This window comes from Actinoplanes sp. NPDC004185, assembly GCF_053603475.1.
Genome location: NZ_JBSGFR010000044.1, coordinates 1 through 22,769 on the forward strand (window position 1 = coordinate 1; position 22,769 = coordinate 22,769).

The 22,769-nt window shown below is 70.6% G+C and carries 21 protein-coding genes; 12 read left to right on the forward strand and 9 right to left on the reverse strand.

What is annotated here, in order from left to right:
- Positions 1 to 76: 76 nt before the first annotated feature.
- Positions 77 to 367, reverse strand: a complete 291-nt coding sequence (locus ACWEOZ_RS34275) for a chorismate mutase (RefSeq protein WP_203773738.1) — start codon at positions 365 to 367, stop codon at positions 77 to 79.
- A 229-nt stretch (positions 368 to 596) separates the two neighbouring features.
- Positions 597 to 2,459: a bifunctional metallophosphatase/5'-nucleotidase gene (locus ACWEOZ_RS34280; protein WP_451914827.1), complete on the reverse strand. Its 1,863-nt coding sequence runs from the start codon at positions 2,457 to 2,459 to the stop codon at positions 597 to 599.
- Between the two features lie 161 nt (positions 2,460 to 2,620).
- Between ACWEOZ_RS34280 and pcrA the strand changes: the two genes are divergently transcribed.
- On the forward strand, positions 2,621 to 5,056 hold the full coding sequence (pcrA, locus tag ACWEOZ_RS34285) for a DNA helicase PcrA (RefSeq protein ID WP_451914828.1): 2,436 nt from the start codon (positions 2,621 to 2,623) through the stop codon (positions 5,054 to 5,056).
- 64 nt (positions 5,057 to 5,120) lie between these two features.
- Here pcrA and ACWEOZ_RS34290 read toward each other — a convergent pair whose 3' ends face one another.
- Positions 5,121 to 5,930 (reverse strand): M23 family metallopeptidase, encoded by an 810-nt coding sequence (locus tag ACWEOZ_RS34290; RefSeq protein WP_451914829.1) that lies wholly within the window; start codon positions 5,928 to 5,930, stop codon positions 5,121 to 5,123.
- A gap of 162 nt (positions 5,931 to 6,092) precedes the next feature.
- Positions 6,093 to 6,824, reverse strand: coding sequence for a M23 family metallopeptidase (locus ACWEOZ_RS34295; RefSeq protein ID WP_451914830.1), 732 nt, complete (start codon positions 6,822 to 6,824; stop codon positions 6,093 to 6,095).
- A 437-nt stretch (positions 6,825 to 7,261) separates the two neighbouring features.
- Here ACWEOZ_RS34295 and ACWEOZ_RS34300 point away from each other — a divergent pair, with 437 nt between their 5' ends.
- From ACWEOZ_RS34300 to ACWEOZ_RS34320, 5 genes are all read left to right on the forward strand, one after another.
- Positions 7,262 to 7,666 carry a cobalamin B12-binding domain-containing protein gene (locus ACWEOZ_RS34300; RefSeq protein ID WP_451914831.1) on the forward strand — a complete coding sequence of 135 codons (405 nt, stop codon included), beginning with the start codon at positions 7,262 to 7,264 and terminating at the stop codon, positions 7,664 to 7,666.
- 227 nt (positions 7,667 to 7,893) lie between these two features.
- Positions 7,894 to 8,457 (forward strand): hypothetical protein, encoded by a 564-nt coding sequence (locus ACWEOZ_RS34305; RefSeq protein WP_451914832.1) that lies wholly within the window; start codon positions 7,894 to 7,896, stop codon positions 8,455 to 8,457.
- Positions 8,458 to 8,653: 196 nt separating this feature from the next.
- Positions 8,654 to 9,832: an ADP-forming succinate--CoA ligase subunit beta gene (gene sucC / locus ACWEOZ_RS34310; protein ID WP_451914833.1), complete on the forward strand. Its 1,179-nt coding sequence runs from the start codon at positions 8,654 to 8,656 to the stop codon at positions 9,830 to 9,832.
- Positions 9,833 to 9,836: 4 nt separating this feature from the next.
- Positions 9,837 to 10,718, forward strand: a complete 882-nt coding sequence (sucD, locus tag ACWEOZ_RS34315) for a succinate--CoA ligase subunit alpha (RefSeq protein ID WP_451914834.1) — start codon at positions 9,837 to 9,839, stop codon at positions 10,716 to 10,718.
- A 311-nt stretch (positions 10,719 to 11,029) separates the two neighbouring features.
- Positions 11,030 to 12,469, forward strand: coding sequence for a cell division protein PerM (locus tag ACWEOZ_RS34320; protein ID WP_451914835.1), 1,440 nt, complete (start codon positions 11,030 to 11,032; stop codon positions 12,467 to 12,469).
- A gap of 219 nt (positions 12,470 to 12,688) precedes the next feature.
- On the opposite strand, the gene ACWEOZ_RS34325 is transcribed toward ACWEOZ_RS34320, so the two are convergent.
- Complete coding sequence (locus ACWEOZ_RS34325; protein WP_360556001.1) at positions 12,689 to 12,961, reverse strand: DUF4190 domain-containing protein; 273 nt, start codon at positions 12,959 to 12,961, stop codon at positions 12,689 to 12,691.
- Between the two features lie 164 nt (positions 12,962 to 13,125).
- Here ACWEOZ_RS34325 and purN point away from each other — a divergent pair, with 164 nt between their 5' ends.
- From purN to mdh, 4 genes are all read left to right on the forward strand, one after another.
- On the forward strand, positions 13,126 to 13,743 hold the full coding sequence (purN, locus tag ACWEOZ_RS34330; RefSeq protein WP_360555999.1) for a phosphoribosylglycinamide formyltransferase: 618 nt from the start codon (positions 13,126 to 13,128) through the stop codon (positions 13,741 to 13,743).
- Complete coding sequence (gene purH / locus ACWEOZ_RS34335) at positions 13,740 to 15,335, forward strand: bifunctional phosphoribosylaminoimidazolecarboxamide formyltransferase/IMP cyclohydrolase (protein ID WP_451914836.1); 1,596 nt, start codon at positions 13,740 to 13,742, stop codon at positions 15,333 to 15,335. Before purN ends, purH begins: the two co-directional genes overlap by 4 nt.
- Complete coding sequence (locus ACWEOZ_RS34340) at positions 15,335 to 15,928, forward strand: pentapeptide repeat-containing protein (RefSeq protein WP_451914837.1); 594 nt, start codon at positions 15,335 to 15,337, stop codon at positions 15,926 to 15,928. The genes purH and ACWEOZ_RS34340 overlap by 1 nt, the downstream gene beginning before the upstream one ends.
- 100 nt (positions 15,929 to 16,028) lie before the next feature.
- Positions 16,029 to 16,979 carry a malate dehydrogenase gene (mdh, locus tag ACWEOZ_RS34345; RefSeq protein WP_451914838.1) on the forward strand — a complete coding sequence of 317 codons (951 nt, stop codon included), beginning with the start codon at positions 16,029 to 16,031 and terminating at the stop codon, positions 16,977 to 16,979.
- A gap of 41 nt (positions 16,980 to 17,020) precedes the next feature.
- On the opposite strand, the gene ACWEOZ_RS34350 is transcribed toward mdh, so the two are convergent.
- The gene (locus tag ACWEOZ_RS34350; RefSeq protein ID WP_451914839.1) at positions 17,021 to 17,806 is read right to left on the reverse strand and encodes an MBL fold metallo-hydrolase; all 786 of its coding nucleotides are present in this window, start codon (positions 17,804 to 17,806) and stop codon (positions 17,021 to 17,023) included.
- 128 nt (positions 17,807 to 17,934) lie between these two features.
- Here ACWEOZ_RS34350 and ACWEOZ_RS34355 point away from each other — a divergent pair, with 128 nt between their 5' ends.
- Positions 17,935 to 19,149, forward strand: coding sequence for an NADP-dependent isocitrate dehydrogenase (locus ACWEOZ_RS34355; RefSeq protein ID WP_360817900.1), 1,215 nt, complete (start codon positions 17,935 to 17,937; stop codon positions 19,147 to 19,149).
- Between the two features lie 449 nt (positions 19,150 to 19,598).
- Here the strand turns inward: ACWEOZ_RS34355 and ACWEOZ_RS34360 are convergent, their stop codons facing one another.
- Positions 19,599 to 20,237 (reverse strand): FMN-dependent NADH-azoreductase, encoded by a 639-nt coding sequence (locus ACWEOZ_RS34360; protein ID WP_451914840.1) that lies wholly within the window; start codon positions 20,235 to 20,237, stop codon positions 19,599 to 19,601.
- Positions 20,238 to 20,361: 124 nt separating this feature from the next.
- Here ACWEOZ_RS34360 and ACWEOZ_RS34365 point away from each other — a divergent pair, with 124 nt between their 5' ends.
- On the forward strand, positions 20,362 to 20,868 hold the full coding sequence (locus ACWEOZ_RS34365; RefSeq protein WP_451914841.1) for a MarR family winged helix-turn-helix transcriptional regulator: 507 nt from the start codon (positions 20,362 to 20,364) through the stop codon (positions 20,866 to 20,868).
- 7 nt (positions 20,869 to 20,875) lie between these two features.
- Here the strand turns inward: ACWEOZ_RS34365 and galT are convergent, their stop codons facing one another.
- Positions 20,876 to 21,967, reverse strand: a complete 1,092-nt coding sequence (galT, locus tag ACWEOZ_RS34370; RefSeq protein ID WP_451914842.1) for a galactose-1-phosphate uridylyltransferase — start codon at positions 21,965 to 21,967, stop codon at positions 20,876 to 20,878.
- Complete coding sequence (locus ACWEOZ_RS34375; protein ID WP_451914843.1) at positions 21,964 to 22,740, reverse strand: DeoR/GlpR family DNA-binding transcription regulator; 777 nt, start codon at positions 22,738 to 22,740, stop codon at positions 21,964 to 21,966. Before ACWEOZ_RS34375 ends, galT begins: the two co-directional genes overlap by 4 nt.
- Positions 22,741 to 22,769: the final 29 nt, after the last annotated feature.

The following is a 22,769-nucleotide window of genomic DNA, read 5'->3' on the forward strand; positions in this document are numbered from 1 at the left end:
GCTGCTCCTGCGCAACCCTGCCGAGCTGGTGGTAAATGCCGGCGGCGCGTGTCGTTGTAGGGGTATGCCCGCTTCGTCAGAGCGGTCCGCGGCCCGCCCGCAGCAGGAGCAACGCCACCTGGGTGCCGTCCGGGCCGAGCGCCTCACGGAAGCGCTCGACGATCTCGCGCTCGCGGGAGAGGACCAGCCGCGTGCCGCCCGAGGCCATCCGGGTGCGGCCGACGTGCTGGGAAAGGCGGGAACGTTCCAGCCACAGGTCGATCAGCGCCTGGTCGATCTCGTCGATCCGCTCGCGGATCGCCTTGATCTCCTCCGCGGCGGGTTCGGCGCCGGCGCCGGTCTGCTGGTCCATCAGGTCTGCGCTCATGTCGTGCTCCTCGGGTGCTGACGTCCCGGTCGGCCCGGCCCGGGCAGCATCAAGCCCCGGGCTCGGGAGCCCGGGGCTTGATGTAGGTCTGTCGTTCAGACGCGTCCTACGGTCGCCGGAGCTCCGGGTCCGTAGTAAAAAAATCGCGCCTGCTGGATCACGAAGCGAGTATGTACCCGGCCCGGGCCGCTCCGCAAGGAAACGGCCCGAACCGTGGGACGCGGCCCGATCAGCCGATTTTGGTGATCCGGTTGGCCGGGCCCGGCGCGATCGGGGTGCCCGCGCCGAGGTAGCCGATCAGAGCATCGACGTCGAAGCCCGGTGCCGTGGTGCGGCCCGTGCCCAGCGTCAGGTTGGTGAAGCCGTCGCCGCCGTTGGCCAGGAAGTCGTTCGTGGTGACCTGGTAGGTGGCGGCCGGGTCGATCGGGGTGCCGTTGAGGGCCAGCGCGCTCACCTTCGAGCCGGGCGCGGCGGTGCTGTTCCAGGAGTAGGTGAAGCCCGCCGACACCTGCAGGATGCGCTGGGTGCTCTGCCCGCCGAAGCCGACGAACTGCTGCTCCAGCACGTCCTTGAGCTGGGCGCCGGTGAGGGTCTGGGTGACCACCAGGTTGTTGAACGGCTGGACGGTGAACGCCTCGCCGTAGGTCACCTGGCCGGTGGCCTCGCCGCCGGCCGACGCCTCGGCGTCGAAGTCGGCCCGGATGCCACCCGGGTTCATCAGCGCGATCTGCGCGTTGGCGCTGGTCTTCGTCCAGGCCAGCTGGGCGTCCGCGATCACGTCACCGAGCGCCGACTCGCCGTTGGCGCCGGCCGTACGGGTGATGTCGCCGGTGATGGTGCCGACGACGCGGTTGGCGATCGGGGCGACCGCGGTGCGGTACTTGTCCGCGACCTTCTTGGCGTTCGGGTCGACCGTGGCCGGGTTCTTCAGGAAGACGCCGGCGGCGTCCTTGAGCCAGCCGCCCTTGCCGTCGGAGACGCCGTTCTCCACCACCACGTTCTTGGCGGTGATGTCGGCGAACCGGCCGGTGCGCCGGTCGATCGCGTAGTCGATGTCGGTGATCAGCTGGCCGTTGGTGCCGGCACTGGTCACCACCGAGGTGCCGGCGGAGTTCGGCAGCGTGCAGGTGTAGAAGCGGTGGGTGTGGCCGGAGACCACCAGGCGGAACTCGGGATTCAGGCCCGCGACGATCGGCACGATGGGCCCGGAGAAGGCGTTGCAGTCCGAGACGCCCGGGACCGGGACCTGCTCGGAGACGTTCTGCTGGCCGCCCTGGTGCACGAGCAGCACCTGAGCCTTGACGCCGAACAGCTTGAGCAGGTCGCCCCACTTGTTGGCCGTCTCGACCTCGTTGGCGAAGCGCACGTTCTGGATGCCGGCCGGGTTCACGATGCCGGCGGTGCCCTCCAGGGTGAGCCCGACGAAGCCGACCGGCACGCTGTTGACGAACTTGATGTCGATCGGCGGCAGGATCGGCAGGCCGGTCTTCTTGTTGATGGTGTTCGCCGCGAGGTAGGTGAAGTCGGCGCCGCCGAAGCCGTCGCCGTCCTGGCAGCCGTCCTTGGGGTGACAGCCACCGCGCTGCATCCGGATCAGTTCGTCGACGCCCTCGTCGAACTCGTGGTTGCCCACGGAGCTGACCTGCAGGCCCACCTCGTTCATGAGCTCGATCGTCGGCTCGTCGTGGAAGGCGGCGCTGACCAGCGGGGTCGCGCCGATCAGGTCGCCGGCGCCGACGGTGAGGGTCTTGCGGCCCTCGGCGGCGGCGTCGGCCCGCAGCTTGCGCAGGTAGGTCGCGAGGTATTCGACGCCGCCGGCCGGAGTGCCGTTGACGGCCGCGCCGCTGCCGCCGGGCGGGTCGATGGCGCCGTGGAAGTCGTTGTAGCTGAGGAACTGGCCCTTGACCGTCTTGCCGGACAGTCCGTAGGACACGCTGGCCGGGGCCATGCCCGGCAGATACTGGGCGACGGGCGTGGTGGCCGGTGCTGCGTCGGGCTTCGTCGTCGGCAGGGTGGCGACGACGGCCAGAGCGAGGGCCGGTACGGCGAGATGACGCAGCACGGCCCAGCCGCGGCGGCGGGGGTGGTCCATAGTATTCGGTCTCCCGGTCGGGTTACGGATCAACCAACGTGCTCAGCCTGCTGGATCGATGCTGGTCAGCGCTACCGCTTGGGGATGACAGCTTGGTTGCGGCGAACCGCTGCGCACCGTCGAGGAAGATTGTCGGGGGTGCGGCATAGACTTGTCCGGCGATGCGAGCCCTTCCGGAAAACTCCCAGCCCCTGTTTGCCATGCCGCCTGTCCAGGTGGCTGAATCTCCTGGTCAGGAGGGTGCGCCCCGGCGGCCGCAGGCCCACCGGCCGGATCCGGAGTCGCTGCTGGTCGGGCTCAACACCCCGCAGCGCGACGCGGTGACCCACGCCGGATCACCGTTGCTGATCGTCGCCGGTGCCGGTTCGGGCAAGACCCGGGTGCTGACCCACCGGATCGCCTACCTGCTGGCCGCGCGGGACGTGCATCCCGGGCAGATCATCGCCATCACCTTCACCAACAAGGCCGCCGGTGAGATGAAGGAGCGGGTCGCCGCTCTCGTCGGTCCCCGGGCCCGGCTGATGTGGGTGTCGACCTTCCACTCCGCCTGCGTGCGCATCCTGCGGGCCGAGCACGAGCACGCCGGGCTGAAGAGCACCTTCTCCATCTACGACGCGGACGACTCGCGGCGGCTGATGCAGCTCGTCGCCCGCGAGCTCGACCTGGACCCGAAGCGTTACACGGCCCGCGGCCTGGCCGCCCAGGTCTCGAACCTGAAGAACGAGCTGGTCGAGCCCGAGGAGTTCAAGGACCGGGCGAAGGGCCCCAACGAGCGGGCCGTCGCCGAGGCGTACGTGCTGTATCAGCGCCGCCTCAAGGAGGCGCACGCCCTCGACTTCGACGACATCATCATGGCGACCGTGCACCTGCTGCAGTCGCACCCGCACGTCGCGGAGGTCTACCGCCGCCGCTTCCGGCACGTGATGGTCGACGAGTACCAGGACACCAACCACGCCCAGTACATGCTGGTCAAGGAGCTGGTCGGGCCGGCCGAGGGTGAGGTCGAGCCGGCTGAGCTGTGCGTGGTGGGCGACGCCGACCAGTCGATCTACGCGTTCCGCGGCGCCACCATCCGCAACATCCTGGAGTTCGAGCGCGACTACCCGAACGCCCGCACGATCCTGCTGGAGCAGAACTACCGCTCCACCCAGACGATCCTGTCCGCGGCCAACGCGGTCATCGACCGCAACACCTCCCGCAAGCCCAAGCGGCTGTGGAGCGATCAGGGCGCCGGCGAGCAGATCGTCGGGTACGTCGCCGACACCGAGCACGCCGAGGCCGACTGGGTGGCCCGCGAGATCGACCGGCTCACCGACAACCACAAGGTCCGCCCGGGTGACGTGGCGGTCTTCTACCGCACCAACGCGCAGTCCCGCGTCTTCGAGGAGGTGTTCATCCGCGTCGGCCTGCCGTACAAGGTCGTCGGCGGGGTGCGCTTCTACGAGCGCAAGGAGGTCCGCGACGCGCTGGCCTACCTGCGCGCGGTGGTCAACGACGACGACACGGTCAGCATCCGCCGCGTGCTCAACACTCCCCGCCGTGGCATCGGCGACCGGGCCGAGGCGTGCGTGGAGGCACTGTCCACCCGCGACCGGATCTCGTTCGGCCAGGCGTTGCGCGGCGCCAGGAACGCCCCGGGCATCTCGACCCGCGCGGCCAACAGCATCGCCGACTTCGTCCAGCTCCTCGACGACCTGCGGGAGATGTCCCTGACCGCGCCGCCGGAGGAGGTCCTGGAGGCCGCGTTGCAGCGATCCGGCCTGCTGACCGAGCTGGAGGAGAGCCTCGACCCGCAGGACCAGGGCCGGGTGGAGAATCTCCAGGAGCTCGTCAGCGTCGCCCGGGAGTACACCGAGCGGGTGGAGGCCCAGGCCGCAGAGGACGAGGACGCGCCGGCCGCGACGCTGGCCGGTTTCCTCGAGCAGGTGGCGCTGGTCGCCGACGCCGATCAGATCCCCAGCGACGATCCCGATCACCAGGGTGTGGTCACCCTGATGACGCTGCACACCGCCAAGGGCCTCGAGTTCCCCGTGGTGTTCCTCACCGGTCTCGAGGACGGTGTCTTCCCGCACATGCGGGCCCTGGGGGACAACACCGAGCTGGAGGAGGAGCGGCGGCTGGCGTACGTCGGCATCACCCGCGCCCGCCAGCGGCTCTACCTGTCCCGCGCGGTGACCCGGTCGGCGTGGGGCCAGCCGCAGTACAACCCGCCCTCACGCTTCACCGACGAGCTGCCGAGCGAGCTGGTGCGCTGGGAGCGTACGGCGGGGTCGTACACGTCCTGGTCGGGCACGGGCGGCGGCGTCGGCGGCCGTGGCGGCGGTGACCGCGGGCGTGGCGGCGGCTTCTCCGGCGGCACCCCGAAGGCGCAGCAGCTCGCCCAGCGTCTCGGCGTGGACGCGAGCAGGCTGACCACCGCGAGCGAGATGAAGCAGACACCCAAGGTGGCGGCCGGCGACCGGGTCAACCACCAGCGGTACGGCCTGGGCCGGGTGGTGACCGTGGACGGCCACGGTCCCGGCGCCCGCGCGCAGATCGACTTCGGCGACCAGGTCATGTGGCTGGTCCTGCGGCACGCCCCGATCGAGAAGATCTAGCGCCCCGCTCCAGGGCCGGCTGCGCTTCGTGCAGCTGGTCCTCCGGCGCGCCGGGGGCGGGAAGTCAGGGCTGGGTCGCCGGGGTGGCGCAGCCGGGGATGTCGACGCCGTGCTCACGCATCCAGGCGGTCGGTTCGATCGGGTTCTTGTAGCTGCCCTGGTGCACCTCGAAGTGCAGGTGCGGGCCGGTCGAGTGACCGGTGGAGCCCTCGTTGCCGATCTGCTCCCCGGCCGCGACATGCTGCCCGACGGTCGTGGTGATCACCGACATGTGCCCGTAGTGGGTGAGGTAGCCGTTGCCGTGGTCGATCAGCACGGCGTTGCCGTAGCCCTCGGCGGGTCCGGCGGCCACGACGACGCCCGCGCCCGCGGCCCCGATCGGGGTGCCGTCCGGCGCGGCCAGGTCGACACCGGCGTGCAGGCGGCCCCAGCGCGGGCCGAAGCAGGAGGTGGTCGCGCCTTCCGGCATCGGGTTCACCCACAGCGGCAGCGGCTTCTCCTTGCGGGCCTGCGGGACGAACGGAACGCCCTCGTCGACGAGCTGGACGCCGGCTGCGGTGGCGGACGGGGACGATGCGACCGGGGTGGGCGAAGCCGTGGGGGACGGCGGGAGCGTGGGCGTCGGGGCCGGGGTGGGCATGCTGGGGACCACGGCTGCCTGTGCGGCGGCCTGACGGGTCTTTGCGGCCGCTGGGGAGGACGAGGCGCCGTCGGTGGCCGTCGTCAGGCCGGCCACGCCCACACCGGCGACCAGGGCGGCAGCCACGGCGTAGCGGCCCTTCTCGGCGACCGCGGTGCTGGGGGCGCGGTGGCTGTGCAGCGGCGTCGTTCGGCGGTGGCGGCCGCGGACGTTCCGGTTGGCTCGATGCTGCACGGCGGGGTGATCCTCCAGGTCTCGGTGTCCGACACCTGCCTGTCGGCACCGTCCTGCGGATCTTGAGGGGAGCGCGCCCGGTGCAACCGGCCCGGTTGCGAAACAGTTGCACACATGAAGAACCGCCGGACCAGCAGCGGTCCGGCGGTGGGTGGAGCGGGATCAGGAGGCGGCGAGGTCGCCGTACACCGACTCGATGCGGAGCTTGATGTCGACGCCGTGCTCGCGCAGGAAGACGATCGGGTCGGTCGGTGCGCCCTTGACGTGCACCTCGAGGTGCAGGTGGGTGCCGTACGAGTAGCCCGTGTTGCCGACCTCACCGATGACCTGGCCGGCCTTGACCTTGTCGCCGCTCTTCACCAGCAGCCGCCGGGAGTGGGCGTAGATCATTTCTGTGCCGTCGGAGTGCTTGATGGTGATCGCGTACCCGTAGCCGCCCTGGTAGCCGGCGGAGGTCACCTCACCGGCGTGCACGGCCATGTACGGAGTGCCCTCCGGCGCGGCCAGGTCGATGCCGGCGTGCAGCTTGCCGAAACGGACGCCGTACGCGGAGGTGAACTGGTAGTCGTTCAGGGGGAGCAGCCAGGCCTCGGCCTCGGCCTGCTCCTCGGAGATCTTGGTGCTGCTCTGCCGGTCCTCGCCACGGGAGGCGCGCTCGCCCTCGGCGGTGCGCTCGGCCAGGGTGTTGTCGACGGACGAGGCCGCTTCGAGATTCTGCAGGACCGTGGGGTTGACGGCCTTCGCGTCCGGGAGCTGCGAGGCGGCTCCCAGGGCGACCACTCCGGCGCCGACGAATGCCGACGTGACGACGACGGCATAGCGGCTGCGCGGAGGGGTGGGAACGCGGCGACGGCCGCGATAGCGGTCGGGCTCAGACGACAAGCGCTGACGCACGAACAACCCTCCGTCGGTGGCAAAGAGCGGCAGCCACCGGGCGGGGAACAGATGCTGAACGGTGGTTTGCCGAGCGGTCGGTCCGGCGTTAACCGGTTGACAGCCGTGGGCCACGGTAACGAAACGCAACGCCGGTCACAAGTCGCAGCGCCAATTCGCTGACAGTTCGCTGTCGGCATTAGGACGCGAATGTCCGAGTTGGTGGCAATTCTGAGGTGAAAGAGTGCTGGCTCTCCGTAACTGCGGTTCTAACGCAAAGTCATGTGACGTGGAATACGTTAAATGGTGCTTGCCTGCGGGGTCCTGATGGTCTTGGCGCCGGCGGGTAGTACGGAGCGGCGGCTTCCTCGGTTCAACCGCGCCGGGTTACCGTTCGTTCAGGTGGCAGTTTCCGGGTCGGCCGGCAGTGCAGCCGGTGAGTGCCGAAGGGGTCGCAGATGCAAGCACGGATCAGGGTCGTCGTCGCCAAACCAGGGCTGGACGGCCACGACAGGGGCGCCAAGGTGGTGGCGCGGGCGCTGCGGGACGCCGGTATGGAGGTCGTCTACACCGGCCTGCACCAGACGCCCGAGCAGATCGTCGAGACCGCCATCCAGGAGGACGCGGACGCCATCGGGCTGTCCGTGCTCTCCGGGGCGCACATGACGCTGTTCCGGCGAGTGCTGGAACTGCTCGCGGAACGTGACGCGGCCGACATCGTGGTATTCGGCGGCGGCATCATTCCGGCCGACGACATAACCGAGCTGGAGAAGATGGGCGTGGCCCATATCTTCACGCCGGGCGCCACAACCGCATCCATCATCGAATGGGTACGCGCCAATGTGGCCACGCCAGTGGCGTGACCGGACAACCGCAAAGAGTCAATAAGAACTAAGGGAGAGGCCGGACGCACCCCTCACACGTCCGGCCTCTCTATGCACGATGCCCCGCCGCCACCCCTCGACCGACAGGGCATCGGCCGCTCTCGTCATCGCTCAGCGCTCCGACATCACACTCAACGACGCCCCCGAACCCGGGTTACGCGACTCGGGACGACTTTTTCGCGCGGGTCCGCGTAGCCTCTCGCACCGTGCAGCCCTACCCCGTGGTCCCGCGCATTCCCGAGGACCAGCCCTTCATCGTCCGGCCCAGCGTCCGCAAGCGCGTCCTGGTCTTCGGCAGCTTCCTCCTGGGCCTGATGGCCATCCTCGGCTGCGTGCTGGGCCTCGGGGCGATCGGCTCCGACAACGGCCTCGCCCTGCTGGTGCTCTTCCTGGTGATCGGCGTCGTCTTCGCCGGCCTGTTCGGCCTGCAGATCTGGCTGCTCGCCGGCGGCGGCCCGGTGCTCGCGGTCGGGCCCGCCGGCCTGTGGATCAAGACCCGGCCGAGCCGGGGCCAGGCGATCTGGCTGCCCTGGGAGGCCATCGGCATGATCTCCCGGCGGCGCTGGAGCCTGGAGAAGATGCTCTGCGTGGCTCCCCGCGACCCGCGGGCCGAGCAGAAGCTGGGCGCGTTCACCGCCTTCGACTCCATGGTCACCCAGGCCGCGTTCGGCACCGGCTTCACCGCGACGCTCAACTACGCCGACAAGAGCGAGCAGGAGATCCTGCAGGCCGTCGCCTATTTCGCCGCGGGACGCGTGCCGCTGACGTAGCCCGGCGGCTGTGTGGTCTTGCACACCGTGCACCCGCGGCGGCGCACCCGGTGGTGAGGTGGCTAGGCTGCGAAATGAGGCCTCAGGGCCGACATTTCTCTCACGCTGGCGGCGACGCAACGACGCGCCGCGGACATCAGGTCGGGACGCGGGTACGCGGCTTGCCGGGGCAAGCGTCGCGAGCGAAAGGAGACACGTGGACCTGTTCGAGTATCAGGGGCGCGACCTGTTCGAACGGCACGGGCTGCCCGTGCTGGGCGGCGGCGTCGCCGAGACCCCGCAGGAGGCCCGCGCGATCGCCGAGCGACTCGGCGGCAAGGTCGTGGTCAAGGCGCAGGTGAAGGTCGGCGGCCGCGGCAAGGCCGGCGGCGTCAAGCTGGCCGACGGCGCGGACGAGGCCGAGGCCCGCGCGACGGACATCCTCGGGATGGACATCAAGGGCCACACCGTGCACAAGGTGATGCTCGCCGAGACCGCGGACATCAAGGAGGAGTACTACTTCTCCTACCTGCTGGACCGGGCCAACCGCACCTTCCTCTGCATCGCCTCCGTGGCCGGCGGCATGGAGATCGAGACCGTCGCCGAGGAGGACCCGGAGCGGGTCGCCAAGATCGCGATCGACGCCAACGAGGGTGTCACCGAGGCCAAGGCGCGCGAGATCGTCGCCGCCGCCAAGTTCCCGGCCGAGGTCGCCGAGCCGATCGTCGACATCGCGGTGAAGCTCTGGCAGGCCTTCGTGGCCGAGGACGCGACGCTGGTCGAGGTCAACCCGCTGGCCAAGGTCGGCGACGGCCGGGTGCTGCTGCTGGACGCGAAGATCACCCTGGACGAGAACGCCGGCTTCCGGCACGCCGACCACGAGGCGCTGATCGACCAGTCCGCGGTCGACCCGCTGGAGCAGGCGGCCAAGGCCAAGAACCTCAACTACGTCAAGCTCGACGGCGAGGTCGGGATCATCGGCAACGGCGCCGGCCTGGTCATGTCGACGCTCGACGTGGTCGCGTACGCGGGCGAGGGACACGGCGGCGTCAAGCCGGCCAACTTCCTCGACATCGGCGGCGGCGCCAGCGCCCAGGTCATGGCCAACGGCCTGGAGATCGTGCTGGGCGACCCGGCGGTCAAGTCGGTCTTCGTGAACGTCTTCGGTGGCATCACCGCCTGCGACGAGGTCGCCAACGGCATCATCCAGGCCCTGGCCCTGCTCGGTGAGCGCGGCGAGGCCGTCACCAAGCCGCTCGTGGTGCGCCTCGACGGCAACAACGCCGAGGCCGGCCGGGCGATCCTGGACCAGGCCAACAACCCGCTGGTGCAGCGGGTGGACACGATGGACGGTGCGGCCGAGCGTGCCGCCGAGCTCGCAGCTGCGGGGAAGTGACGACATGGCTATCTGGCTCACCAAGGACTCCAAGGTCATCGTCCAGGGCATGACCGGCGCGGAGGGCTCCAAGCACACCCGCCGGATGCTCGCCGCGGGCACCAACGTGGTCGGCGGCGTCAACCCGCGCAAGGCCGGCACGACCGTGGACTTCGACGGCACGTCGCTGCCGGTCTTCGCGTCCGTCGGTGAGGCGATGAAGGAGACCGGCGCCGACGTGTCGGTCATCTTCGTGCCGCCGGCGTTCACCAAGGGCGCGGTGCTCGAGGCGATCGACGCCGAGATGCCGCTGGCCGTCGTGATCACCGAGGGCGTGCCGGTGCAGGACTCGGCCGCCTTCTGGGCGCACAACATCGCCCAGGGTCAGAAGACGCGGATCATCGGCCCGAACTGCCCCGGCATCGCCTCGCCGGGCGCCTCCAACGCCGGCATCATCCCGGCCGACATCACCCCGGGCGGTCGCATCGGCCTGGTCAGCAAGAGCGGCACGCTGACCTACCAGCTCATGTACGAGCTGCGCGACATCGGCTTCTCCACCGCGGTCGGCATCGGCGGCGACCCGATCATCGGCACCACCCACATCGACGCGCTCAAGGCCTTCCAGGAGGACCCGGAGACCGACGCGATCGTGATGATCGGTGAGATCGGCGGCGACGCCGAGGAGCGCGCGGCCGAGTTCATCGCCAACAACGTGACCAAGCCGGTCGTCGGCTACATCGCCGGCTTCACCGCCCCGGTCGGCAAGACCATGGGCCACGCCGGTGCGATCATCTCCGGCTCGGCGGGCACCGCCGACGCCAAGAAGGCGGCCCTCGAGGCCGCCGGCGTCAAGGTCGGGAAGACCCCGAGCGAGACCGCGCGGCTCATGCGCGAGGTCATGAGCTGACATTGGTACGGCCACAGGCGCGCCGCGGCCCGGACGGTTCACGTCCGGACCGCGGCGCGTCGCTGTGTCCGGTGGCTTTTCGCCGCGCCCGGCCCCGGAGACCGTCCTCGGCAGTGGGCCACCTCCCGCGTACGGGTAGCGATGCGTCCCTTATGGCGTTGATTGCGGCTCCGAGAGCGATCGTTTCGGGTGGTTTGCCGGTGCCCGGGTGCGCACAGGCGTTCGGATGCGGGGCTTTCCGGCGGTCGATGTGCGGCGCGTCGCCGTTTCTGCGTCGCCGCAGGCCGTCCGGCGTGGAAAAGTAGGCCGCGATGCCGACCACCCCCGACCGTCGCGACGGTCGACCCGCCGGCTCGGAGGATCAGTTCGAGGCCGCCGAGGCCGTTCACCTTGCCGCCCGCGAGACGGTCACGGTGCGCCCGTCGGCACCCGAGCGCCCCACCGTCCGCGTCGACCCGGGCGACCGCGCCACCGTGCGGATCGATCCGGGCAACCACCAGACGGTCAAGCTCCCGGGCCAGCGCCGCCCGCCGCCCGGGCCGGGCCGCGCCCCGCTGCCGGTGGCGGCCGCCTTCGCGACCTGCTGGGCCGCCCTGGTGTCGTACGTGCCGGTGGCCGCGGTCATCGGTATGGCCCGCACGCTCGAGGGCCAGGGTGGCCTGGGCGGCGCCACGCACGCCGGGCTGGCCGGCTGGTTGCTCGGCCACGGCGTCCCGATCGGCACCTCGATCGGCCCGCTCGGCCTGGCGCCGCTGCTGCTCACCCTGCTGGCCGGCTGGCGCCTCAACCGCGCCGGCCTGCACGTCATCCGCGCGATCGGCGCCCGCCGCAGCGGCTCACCCCGGGTCGCCCTGCTCGTCGCCGGCATGATCGGCATCTGGTACGCGCTGCTCGGCGCCCTGGCGGCGGTGCTCGTCAACGGCAAGGGCACCGAGGTGTCCGCGGGCCGGGCGGCGTTCCACTTCTTCCTCGCCGGGCTGGTGTTCTCCCTGATCGGCACGCTGCGCAGCACCGACGCACTGGTCGTGACGGCCCGCCGGATCCCACCGGCGCTGCGCCACGGCCTCCGCACGGGCGTCGTGGCGGCGCTGCTGGTGCTGGCGGCCGGGGCGGCCTTCGCGGGCCTGTCCGTGGCGGTCGGCGGAGGACAGGCGGCGGACATGATCTCGGCGTACCGGACCGGGGTGGCCGGGCAGGCCGGCATCACCCTGGTCAGCCTGGCGTACGGCGCCAACGGCGTGATCTGGTCGGCGGCGTACCTGCTGGGCCCCGGTTTCCTGCTGGGGGCCGACTCCGCCGTACGGGTGACCGAAGTGACCGTCGGCCCGCTGCCGACCGTGCCGCTGCTGGCCGGCCTGCCGGACGGCCCGATGGGCGCGAGTGGCGCGGCGCTGCTGGCGGTGCCCGTGCTGGCGGCGATGGCGGCCGGCTGGTTGCTGACCCGGCGGCTGGTGAACCTGCATCACGTGGTCGACGGGCACCTGGTGCACGGGCGCACCCCGGGCGAACCGGCGCCGGTCGAGCCGAGCTGGTCGCTGGTGCTCGGCGCGGCGGCCCTGGCGGGTCCGGTGGCCGGGCTGGTGCTGGGCGTGCTGTCGTGGATGTCGGGCGGGCCGCTGGGCGACGGACGGCTCTCCGAGATCGGCCCGGTCCCGTGGCACGTCGCCCTGATCGCGACGATGGTGGTCACGGTCTCGGCCTGCATCGGCGCAGCGGCGGGCCGCGCCTTCCGCGCCCCGGCCCGCGGCTGACCCGGCCTGCGCCCGCCGCCGGATCCCCGGCCTGCTGACCACCGTCCTGGGGGAGCACGGACCTGGCATTCGGCGGGAGCGACGGTCGGCACCATGCACGGACGCACGACATCAAGCTCTTGATCCGCGGGGATCCGCCGCTGATCGGACTGCCGCCGGATGCGCGAAGGGCGCCCCGGCCGTGGCCGGGACGCCCTTGCGGTGGTGCCGCTCAGATCGTCAGGAGTTCGACGACATGAGGTCGCCCAGCGCGCCGGTGGCGGCCAGGATGATGTTGATGACCAGGGCCAGCACGATGACGCCGAAGGTCACGTAGGCGAGCGTGGGCTTCTTGCCGACCTTGCGGGCCTCGAGCAGGCTCAGCACGCCGAAGACGATGCCGAGGGGCCAGCAGCAGAAGGCGAACACAATGCCGAGGACGCCCCAGAGCGTCACCTTGTCGTTGCCCGGCGCTGCGGGCGGCTGCTGACCGTAGTAGGGCGGTGGCGTCACGGGCGAATCCTCCAGATAAATCCGCGCAATGCGGTGGTGTGCAGATCGGGCGCACGTGGACCATCACGTGAGCGGCCCGCAGCCTAACTGATGATCAGCCGTTTCCGCTGTCCTCGAAACGACCCGTTTGCCGTCGTCAGCGGCCACGACGATAGGGTGCTCGGGTGACAGACCCCGCGCCCGCCCGCCTGGTCGTCCTCGTCTCCGGCTCCGGCAGCAACCTGCAGGCCCTCCTCGACGCCGCCGCGGATCCCGCGTACGGCGCGAAGGTCGTGGCCGTCGGCGCCGACCGGGACGGGATCGCCGGGCTCGACCGTGCGGCCGCCGCCGGTGTGCCGACGTTCGTCGACTCCGTCAAGGCCTACCCGACCCGCGACGACTGGGACGCCGCCCTGACCGCCCACGTGGCCGAGCACAAGCCCGACCTGGTCATCTCGGCCGGCTTCCTCAAGCTGGTCGGCCGGGACTTCCTGGCCGCCTTCGGGGACCGCTACGTCAACACCCACAACGCGCTGCTGCCGTCGTTCCCGGGCATCCACGGCCCGCGCGACGCCCTCGCCTACGGCGTCAAGATCGCCGGGGCGACGCTGTTCTTCGTCGACGCCGGCGTCGACACCGGCCCGATCATCGCCCAGGTCAGCGTGCCCGTGCTCGACGACGACACGGAAGAGACGCTGACCGAGCGCATCAAGGAAGCCGAGCGCCGGCAGCTGGTCGAGTACGTCGGCCGGCTCGTCCGCGAAGGCTGGACCATCACCGACAGGAAGGTCTCCATCCCATGACCGCGGCTCCGCCGACTGATAGTCCAGGCTTGGGTAGTGGCGCTGAGGGTCGCCGTCCCGTCAAGCGGGCGCTGCTGAGCGTGTACGACAAGACCGGCCTGGTCGAGCTCGCGCAGGCGCTGCACGCGGCCGGCGTCCAGGTGGTCTCCACCGGTTCCACCGCGTCGACCGTCGAGGCCGCCGGGGTCCCGGTGACCCGGGTCGAGGAGCTGACCGGCTTCCCGGAGACGCTGGACGGCCGGGTCAAGACGCTGCACCCCAAGGTGCACGCCGGCCTGCTCGCCGATCTGCGGCTGGAGACCCACGCCGCGCAGCTGTCCGAGCTGGCCATCGAGCCGTTCGACCTGCTGGTCAGCAATCTGTACCCGTTCACCGAGACCGTGGCGTCCGGCGCGAGCGTGGACGAGTGCGTCGAGCAGATCGACATCGGCGGGCCGGCGATGGTCCGTGCGGCGGCCAAGAATCACCCGTCCGTGGCGGTGGTCACGGCCGTGGCGGCGTACCCGTTGATCCTGGACGCCCTGCGCGACGGCGGTTTCACGCTGACGCAGCGCAAGCTGCTCGCCGCCCGCGCCTTCGCCGACATCGCCGAGTACGACGTGGCGGTGGCCAACTGGTGTGCCACCACGCTGGCGCCGAGCGAGTGGCCGGAGTTCGCCGGGCTCGCGCTCGAGCGCGAGAGCGCGCTGCGGTACGGCGAGAACCCGCACCAGCAGGCCGCGCTCTACCTCGACCCGAACGCGCCGGCCGGGCTGGCCCAGGCCGTGCAGCTGCACGGCAAGGAGATGTCCTACAACAACTACGTCGACGCGGACGCCGCCTGGCGCTCGGCCAATGACTTCACCGAGCCGTGCGTGGCGATCATCAAGCACGCCAACCCGTGCGGCATCGCGGTCGGCGCCGACGTGGCCGAGGCGCACCGTAAGGCGCACGCCTGCGACCCGGTGTCCGCGTTCGGCGGGGTCATCGCGGTCAACCGGCAGGTGACCGTGGAGCTGGCCCAGCAGCTCGACGGCATCTTCACCGAGGTGATCGTCGCGCCGTCGTTCACCGAGGAGGCGCTCGCGGTCTTCCGCGAGAAGAAGAACCTGCGCGTGCTCGTGGCGCCGGCCTGGAACCCGCCGCCCGCGGAGGTCAAGCAGATCGGTGGCGGCGTACTGGTGCAGATGTCCGACCGCATCGACGCCGAGGGCGACGACCCGGCGAACTGGACGCTGGCCACCGGCGAGGCGGCCACCGCCGAGGAGCTCGCGGATCTGGCCTTCGCCTGGCGGGCGATCCGCTCGGTCAAGAGCAACGCCATCCTGCTGGCTCACGACGGCGCGACCGTCGGAGTGGGCATGGGCCAGGTCAACCGGGTCGACTCGGCGCACCTCGCGGTGAACCGGGCCGGCGCCGACCGGGCCAAGGGCAGCGTGGCCGCGTCCGACGCGTTCTTCCCGTTCCCGGACGGCCTCGAGGTGCTGATCGCCGCCGGCGTCAAGGCGGTCGTGCAGCCGGGCGGCTCCATCCGCGACAACCTGGTCATCGAGGCGGCCGAGAAGGCCGGGATGACCGTCTACCTGACCGGTACGCGGCACTTCTACCACTGATGGACGTCGTCCGGAACGAGACGTTCGCGGGCCAGGACTGGGCCCTCGCCGAGGTGGAACGCGCACACTACGAGGACTGCGCGTTCCACGACGTCGACTGGTCCGAGGCGAAACTGACCGGGTGCACGTTCACGCACTGCGAGTTCGGCAACGTGCGCTTCAACGCCGCCGAGCTGACCACCTGCGCGATCACCCAGTCCGTGCTGCGGCGCTGCTCGTTCTTCGACGCCACCGTGACCGGTTGCAAGCTCACCGGCTCGCAGTTCCTCGACTGTGGACTGCGGCCGCTGACCATCGACGGCGGCGACTGGGGTTTCGTCTCGCTGCGCGGGCAGAACCTCACCGCTGCCAGGCTCGGCGGGCTGCGGCTGCGGGAGGCCGACCTGACCGGCGCCGACCTGACCCGGGCCGACCTGCGCGGCGCCGACCTGTCGCACGCCCGGCTCAAGGACGCCGTCCTGAAGGGCACCGACCTGCGCGGGGCCGACCTGGACGGGGTGGCGCTGCACGGCCTCCGACTGGACGGCACGAAGATCGACATGGCTCAGGCGGTGCAGTTCGCGACCGCGTACGGCGCCAAGGTCAGTGCCTGAACAGTGGTTTACCTCGCCCCGGGCGGCCCTGCCCGGTAATGCGCCGTTAACCGACTGATACGGTCCGGAAAAAGCGTCCCGCCGACTGGGAGTGAGAGACATGGGCAAGAAGGTCACCGTCGTAGGCGCCGGTTTCTACGGGTCCACGACCGCACAGCGTCTGGCCGAGTACGACATCTTCGACACCGTGGTGCTCACCGACATCCTCGAGGGCAAGCCCGCGGGCCTCGCGCTCGACCTCAACCAGTCCCGGCCGATCGAGGGCTTCGAGACCAAGGTCGTCGGCGTCACCACCGGTCCGAACGGTGAGGGCTACGAGGCCATCGAGGGCTCCGACGTCGTCGTGGTCACCGCCGGCCTGCCCCGCAAGCCGGGCATGAGCCGGATGGACCTGCTCGAGGTCAACGCCAAGATCGTGCGTACCGTCGCGGAGAACATCGCCAAGTACGCCCCCAACGCCGTGGTCATCGTGGTCTCCAACCCGGTCGACGAGATGACCGCGCTGGCCCAGATCGCCACCCAGTTCCCCAAGAACCGCGTCTTCGGCCAGGCCGGCGTGCTGGACACGGCCCGCTTCACCAACTCGATCGCCGAGACCCTCGCGGTGCCGGTCAAGAGCGTCAAGGCGCTCACCCTCGGCTCGCACGGCGACACCATGGTGCCGGTGCCCTCGCGCTGCACGGTCGACGGCAAGCCGCTGTCCGACCTGCTGCCGGCCGACAAGATCGAGGAACTGGTCGTCCGCACCCGCAACGGCGGCGCCGAGGTCGTGGCGCTGCTGAAGACCGGCTCGGCCTACTACGCGCCGTCGGCCGCCGCGGCCCGCATGGCCAAGGCCGTGGCCGAGGACTCCGGCGTCGTGCTGCCGGTCTGCGCCTGGGTCGACGGCGAGTACGGCATCTCGGGCGTCTACCTGGGTGTCGAGGCCGAGGTCGGCGCTGACGGCATCAAGAAGGTCGTCGAGGAGAAGCTCACCGACACCGAGCTGGCCGGCCTCAAGGAGGCCGCCGAGGCGGTCCGGGCCAAGCAGGCGGACGTCGCTTCGCTCTGATCTTGCTGCAGGGAAGGCCGGGGCTTCGGTCCCGGTCTTCTTCATTCTCCGGTACGGCAGTACGGCTGACCCAGGTGTGACACCGCCAGCCACGAGCCACGGGCCAGCGCCGCTTCCCGGCTCTTCCGAGCGAGCTGCGCGTCCATGTCGTGCCCGTAGGCGAGGCTCGGATCCACCAGTTGCACCGCGTGCACGAGCAGGTCACCGGTGATCAGCATGCTCTCGCCGCCCTCCTCGACGAGCACCGACTGGTGTCCCGGGGTGTGCCCGGGCGTGGAGACGATCCGTACGCCTGCGCTCAGCTCGGTGTCACCCTCGACCACCTGCAACCGCCCCTGGTCCCGTAGCGGCCGCAGCAGCGTGTCCTGCTGGCGGGCGGCGGCGAAGGCGTCGACCTCCGCGCGCTGCACGATCACCCGGGCGTTCGGGAACGGCGAGTCAGCCGGGACGGCCCAGCCGATGTGGTCCGTGTGCAGGTGGGTCAGCACGATCGCCTCGACGTCCGCGGCCTCGATCCCGGCCGCTGCCAGCTCGGCCGGCAGGTGCCCGGGCACGGGAGCCCAGTCGGCGGCGAGCGAGTGGGCCGGCCCGATCCCCGCGTCGACCAGGGTGACAGGGCCGCTGTCGCCGTACCGGATCGCGAAGCTCCGGAAGCGCAACCACCAGCGGCCGTCGGCGGTCCGCGCACCCGGATCGCGCTCGTCGGCCGCGGCCCACTGCTCGGCCGTGGCGTCCGGCAGCGCGTCCTCGCGCCGGTCGAAATGCGGTCCCTCGGCGTCCGATAACGCGGTGACGGTGAGCGGGCCGATCTTCCGGGTGGCAGACATCCCGCCATTCTGGCGGCGGGGGCCGGCTCGTGCGAGAGGGTTAGGGCGAGGCCGGGAGGCGATCTTCCACCGACCTGCAGTACGCTCGTACTGCTAGAAGCACGTGTCCCGGAGAGGAGCGCCGGTCGATGGCGAAGATCAAGGTCAACAACCCGGTCGTGGAGCTCGACGGCGACGAGATGACCCGGATCATCTGGAAGCAGATCCGCGAGCAGCTGGTGCTGCCGTACCTCGACGTCAACCTCGAGTACTACGACCTGTCGATCCAGTACCGCGACGAGACCGACGACCAGGTGACCATCGACGCGGCCAACGCGATCAAGCGGCACGGCGTCGGCGTCAAGTGCGCCACGATCACCCCGGACGAGGCGCGCGTCGAGGAGTTCGGTCTCAAGAAGATGTGGCGGTCGCCCAACGGCACGATCCGCAACATCCTCGGCGGCGTCGTCTTCCGCGAGCCGATCATCATGTCGAACGTCCCGCGCCTGGTGCCGGGCTGGACCAAGCCGATCATCATCGGCCGGCACGCCCACGGCGACCAGTACAAGGCCACCGACTTCGTGACCCCCGGCCCGGGCAAGCTGACCGTCACGTTCACGCCCGAGGACGGCTCCGCGCCGATGGAGTTCCACGTCGCGGACTACCCCGGCGGCGGCGTCGCGATGGCGATGTACAACTACGACGACTCGATCCGTGACTTCGCGCGCGCCTCGTTCCGGTACGGCCTGGCCCGCAACTACCCGGTCTACCTGTCGACGAAGAACACGATCCTCAAGGCGTACGACGGCCGGTTCAAGGACCTGTTCGCCGAGATCTTCGAGACCGAGTTCGCCGACCAGTTCAAGGCGGCCGGCCTCACCTACGAGCACCGCCTCATCGACGACATGGTGGCCGCCGCCATGAAGTGGGAGGGCGGCTACGTCTGGGCCTGCAAGAACTACGACGGTGACGTGCAGTCCGACACCGTGGCGCAGGGCTTCGGCTCGCTCGGCCTGATGACCTCCGTGCTGATGACCCCGGACGGCAAGACCGTCGAGGCCGAGGCCGCGCACGGCACGGTCACCCGGCACTACCGGCAGTGGCAGAAGGGCGAGAAGACCTCGACCAACCCGATCGCCTCGATCTTCGCCTGGACCGGCGGCCTCAAGCACCGCGGCCTGCTCGACAGCACCCCGGCGGTCACCGAGTTCGCCGAGACGCTGGAGAAGGTCTGCGTCGAGACGGTCGAGGGCGGTCAGATGACCAAGGACCTCGCCCTGCTCATCTCGCGGGACGCCCCCTGGCTGACCACGGACGAGTTCATGAACGCCCTGGACGAGAACCTGGCGCGCAAGCTCGCCTGACCTCGTACCGCACGCACGAAGGCCGCCGCGCACTTGCCGGCGGCCTTTTTGCGCAGCTGGACCCTCGCAAAAGGGATGTTTAGGACAGGTTTTGCGGGGTAGAGCGCGTAACTCCCGGATGAGCCGGTCGTTTCTCTGGATAGAACGGATGACGGTCGCGTCGCGCTCCCAGTCGCCCGCCGGTCCGGCCGCCTTGTCCCGGGCGCCGACCGGTTCTGGAAGCAGCGCGCGATCAGTGGGCGATCGACGCCTGCCGTCCCTTCCCTGCGGGGGGCCTCGTCCCGGGCCCCCCGCCCCCTCTCTCTCTGTTAAATGGCCTCGCTCCGCTCGGCTGGCACTTCGCCCCAGAGCGGTCGGCGCCGAGGACGCCAAAACAGGCCACGGCAAAGGGCGCCTAGCCTGTTTTGGCGCCCTCGACACCGACGGGCGAAGTGCGACTTTGGGTGCGGTTACTTCACGCCGAAGGCGCGGCCGGCTTCGACGGCTGCACTGAGGGCCTGCTGGTGGAGTTGGGTGGCCAGGTCTCGGAGGGAGTCCAGGGCCGGGTTGACGCCGGCGAGGGTCAGTTCGCGCTCGATGACGGTGAGGGTGGCGCCCAGCTGCTCGGTGAGCATGCGGCGGAGGTACGGGGTTGAGTAGTCCCAGCCGTGCTTCGGGGTGCCCGGGCCGTAGGCGCCGCCGCGGACGGTGGCGAGCACGACCGGCTTGCCCGGGATCAGGCCCTCGGGGGCGCGTACGCGGGGGTCCGTCATGATCAGGTCGAACCAGGTCTTGAAGTGCTGGGACACGCCCCAGTTGTAGAGCGGCACGGCCAGCAGCACCGCGTCCGCGTTGACCAGTTCGTCGGTGAGGGTGGTGGCCAGCTTCACCGCGTTCGCCTGCTCGGCGGTGCGCTGCTCGGGCGGGACGAAGCCGGCGCCCACCGCGTGCCCCCAGGCGTCGGCCGGCAGCACGTCGACGCCGATGTGCCGGCGCTCGACCTGGTCGCCCGGGTGTGCGGCCAGCCACTCCTGCTCGACGAGGTCGGCGATCTCGCGGCTTGCCGAGCCGTCGACGCGGATGCTGGCGTCCAGCCGGAACAACGTCATGGTTCGTCCCCTTTGTTGAATGTGACTTCATGCTTGAAGTCAACGATGACGCGCTTCAAGCGTGAAGTCAACCGTGAAGTGACGTACGTCAAGTCCGCCGGTCAGGGCCGGTAGGCTGCATCCCGTGGAAGGCCGGAAAGAACCCCGATGGTTGTCGAGCGACGAGAGCGATGCCTGGCTCGCCCTGTCCTGGCTCATGTTCCGGCTGCCGAGCGCGTTCGACGCCCAGCTCCAGCGCGACAACGGCATCTCGTTCTTCGAGTACCTGGTGCTCGCGGGCCTGTCCATGTCGCCCGGCCGGCGCCTGCGGATGAGCGAGCTGGCCCAGTTCGTGAACGGCTCGCTCTCCCGGCTGTCCAACGTGGTCAAACGTCTGGAGCAGCGGGGCTGGGTCTTCCGCGAGCCCAGCGCCGAGAACGGCCGGTTCGTCGAGGCGGTGCTCACCGACTCCGGCTGGGACATGGTCGTGGAGGCCGCGCCCGGCCACGTCGAGGCGGTCCGGCGCTACGTCTTCGACGCGCTGCGACCCGAGCAGGTGGCCGAGCTGCGCGACATCGGCCGCCAGGTGGCCCGGCAGGTCGCCCCCGACCACCGCTGGCCGCCGAGCGCCCCGAGAAAACATCGTGGCTGACTGAGGGTCAGACCGCCTCGCGGAGCCGCTGGGCGGCAGCCTCCGGGACGATGTCGTTGACGAAGGCGCCCATCGCCGACTCCGAGCCGGCCAGATACTTCAGCTTGTCCGCCGCCCGGCGGATGCTGAACAGCTGCAGGTGCAGGTAACCCAGCTCGCGGCCCTCGCCGACCACCGCCTGGTGCCAGGCCGAGATGTAGGGCATCGGCTTGCCGAAGAGCGCGTCGAAGCGGCGCAGCACGTCGAGGTACAGCGGACCGAAGGCGTCCCGTTCCGCGTCGCTCAGGGCCGGGATGTCGGCGACCTGGCGGTGCGGGGCCAGCTGCACCTCGTACGGCCAGCGGGCCGCCGCCGGGACGTACGCCGTCCAGTGCTCGTTGGCCGCCACCACGCGGACCTGGGCCTTCTGCTCCGCGGCCAGCACGTCGGCGTACAGGTTGCGGCCGCCGGTGCGCTCGGCGTGCTTGCGCGCCGCTCGCAGCATGGCCTCGGTGCGCGGCGGCACCGTCGGGTACGCGTAGATCTGCCCGTGCGGGTGGCTCAGCGTCACGCCGATCTCGATGCCGCGGTTCTCGAACGGGAACACCTGGGCGATGCCCGGCAGCGCCGACATCGCGGTGGTCCGGTCGGCCAGCGCGTCGAGCACCGTGCGGACCCGGGCCGGTGGCAGTGTGCCGAAAGAGCTGTTGTGGTCGCTGGTGAAGCAGACGACCTCGGTGCGCCCGACCCCCGGCCGGACCGGGACCATGTCGGTCAGCGCGGTGATCTCATCCGGCTTGACCCGGTCGCTGAACGACGGGAACTGGTTCTCGAACACCACCACGTCGTAGTCCGGCGCGGGGATCTCGCTGGCGAACTCCGGCGTCGACGGGCACAGCGGGCACTTGTCGCTCGGCGGCAGGAAGGTGCGGGTCTGCCGGTGCGCCGCGACCGCCACCCACTCGTCGACCAGCGGGTCGTAGCGCAGCTGGGAGGTCGGGGGCGGGAGCGGCAGGTGCCGGGTGTCCGGCCACTTGCCACGGTCCGCGTCCGCGGTCTCGTCGAAGTAGATGAGCTCGCGGCCGTCGGAGAGCCGGATCGCAGTCCTCTGGGAGATCATTGGGCGCTTACCACCATCAGCTCGTCAACCTGTTCCACCAGGACCGCACGTGCGGCCTCGTCCAGTTGGTCATCCGTGATCACCACGTCGGCCCGGTCCAGCGGCACGATCGAGGAGATGCCCACGGTGCCCCACTTGGTGTGGTCGGCCAGCACCACGAGCCGTTCGGCCGCCTCCACCAGCGCCCGGTTGACGTCGGCCTCCATGAGGTTCGGCGTCGTGTAGCCGGCCCGCTCGCTCATCCCGTGCACGCCCAGGAACAGCATGTCCAGGTGCAGGGTGCCGATCGCGGCGACCGCCACCGGGCCGACCAGCGCGTCCGAGGGGGTACGGGTGCCGCCGGTCAGCACCACGGTCTGGTCCGGGCGCCCCGCGCGGTAGAAGACGTCGGCGACCGGGATGGAGTTGGTCACCACGGTGAGGGCCGGCACGTCGACGAGCCGCTGGGCCAGGCCCGCGGTCGTGGTGCCGGCGGACAGCGCGATGGCGTCACCGGGGGAGACCAGCGCGGCGGCGCGCATGGCCATCGCCGCCTTCTCGGCGCGCTGGCGCACCGACTTGGCCGCGAAGCCGGGCTCGTGGGCCGAACCGGGGCTCACCGTGGTCGCGCCGCCGTGTACCTTCGCCAGCAGGCCGCGGTCGGCCAGGGTCTCCAGGTCGCGGCGGATCGTCATGTCGGAGACGCCGTACTCGCTGGCCAGCTCGCTGACGCGGACGCCGCCGGCGGCCCGGACCCGGTCCAGGATCGCCGCCTGACGCTGCTGCGCCAGCATCAGCACTCACCGTCGCTACGACGGGATAA

Bases quoted from the DNA above. Each gene is read 5' to 3' on its own strand.
- ACWEOZ_RS34275 (WP_203773738.1), bottom strand. From the start codon at position 367: ATGAGCGCAGACCTGATGGACCAGCAGACCGGCGCCGGCGCCGAACCC.
- ACWEOZ_RS34280 (WP_451914827.1), bottom strand. From the start codon at position 2,459: ATGGACCACCCCCGCCGCCGCGGCTGGGCCGTGCTGCGTCATCTCGCC.
- pcrA (WP_451914828.1), top strand. From the start codon at position 2,621: ATGCGAGCCCTTCCGGAAAACTCCCAGCCCCTGTTTGCCATGCCGCCT.
- ACWEOZ_RS34300 (WP_451914831.1), top strand. From the start codon at position 7,262: ATGCAAGCACGGATCAGGGTCGTCGTCGCCAAACCAGGGCTGGACGGC.
- sucD (WP_451914834.1), top strand. From the start codon at position 9,837: ATGGCTATCTGGCTCACCAAGGACTCCAAGGTCATCGTCCAGGGCATG.
- ACWEOZ_RS34320 (WP_451914835.1), top strand. From the start codon at position 11,030: ATGCCGACCACCCCCGACCGTCGCGACGGTCGACCCGCCGGCTCGGAG.
- purH (WP_451914836.1), top strand. From the start codon at position 13,740: ATGACCGCGGCTCCGCCGACTGATAGTCCAGGCTTGGGTAGTGGCGCT.
- ACWEOZ_RS34340 (WP_451914837.1), top strand. From the start codon at position 15,335: ATGGACGTCGTCCGGAACGAGACGTTCGCGGGCCAGGACTGGGCCCTC.
- mdh (WP_451914838.1), top strand. From the start codon at position 16,029: ATGGGCAAGAAGGTCACCGTCGTAGGCGCCGGTTTCTACGGGTCCACG.
- ACWEOZ_RS34350 (WP_451914839.1), bottom strand. From the start codon at position 17,806: ATGTCTGCCACCCGGAAGATCGGCCCGCTCACCGTCACCGCGTTATCG.
- ACWEOZ_RS34355 (WP_360817900.1), top strand. From the start codon at position 17,935: ATGGCGAAGATCAAGGTCAACAACCCGGTCGTGGAGCTCGACGGCGAC.
- ACWEOZ_RS34360 (WP_451914840.1), bottom strand. From the start codon at position 20,237: ATGACGTTGTTCCGGCTGGACGCCAGCATCCGCGTCGACGGCTCGGCA.
- galT (WP_451914842.1), bottom strand. From the start codon at position 21,967: ATGATCTCCCAGAGGACTGCGATCCGGCTCTCCGACGGCCGCGAGCTC.
- ACWEOZ_RS34375 (WP_451914843.1), bottom strand. From the start codon at position 22,740: ATGCTGGCGCAGCAGCGTCAGGCGGCGATCCTGGACCGGGTCCGGGCC.